General features: G+C 46.1%; 1 protein-coding gene and 1 pseudogene. One reads left to right on the plus strand and one right to left on the minus strand.

The window, feature by feature from the left end; all coding sequences use genetic code 11:
* A partial coding sequence (locus R8N47_RS27265) for an AI-2E family transporter (protein WP_318186373.1) occupies nt 1-191 on the plus strand: 191 nt, incomplete at its 5' end.
* 183 nt (nt 192-374) lie between these two features.
* On the opposite strand, the pseudogene R8N47_RS27270 reads toward R8N47_RS27265, so the two are convergent.
* Nucleotides 375-568, minus strand: a pseudogene (locus R8N47_RS27270) (thioredoxin-dependent thiol peroxidase); the annotation flags it as partial.

The raw sequence follows: 568 nt of genomic DNA on the forward strand, positions 1-568 counted from the left end.
TGACGCCACAATTCTACTGGTTGTTGCTGGCTTACGGCATCATCCAAGCGCTAGATGGTAATGTGCTTGTGCCAGTTCTATTTTCAGAAGCGGTTAACCTTCACCCGGTTGCGATTATTATTGCGGTACTGGTGTTTGGCGGTTGGTGGGGATTCAAGGGAGTCGTCTTTGCGATCCCATTAGCGACGTGAGTGAAAGCCGTTTGGAATGCGCTACCAAGCACCGAAGAGAGCGAACCCGTCCAAGAGTAACGCGTTCGACATTGAGCAAAGCTCAGTGATTATTCGATTGAATAAAAAGCCCAGCAATCAATGCTGGGCTTTTTCGATTCTTAGAACGTTAACTCTTAACGTATGACTCTAAACGAGCTCGCATTAGGCGTTTTCGTTTAGGTAGTTCAGAACCACTTCGTGGTGATCTTTCGTTTTGAATTTGTTGAATACGTACTCAATCACGCCTTCTTCATTGATTAAGAAGCTGATGCGGTGAAGGCCATCGTAAACTTTGCCCATAAATTTCTTTTCGCCCCACACACCGAATTGTTCAGCAACAGCGTGGTCTTCGTCAG

The organism is Vibrio sp. 2132-1 (assembly GCF_033344315.1).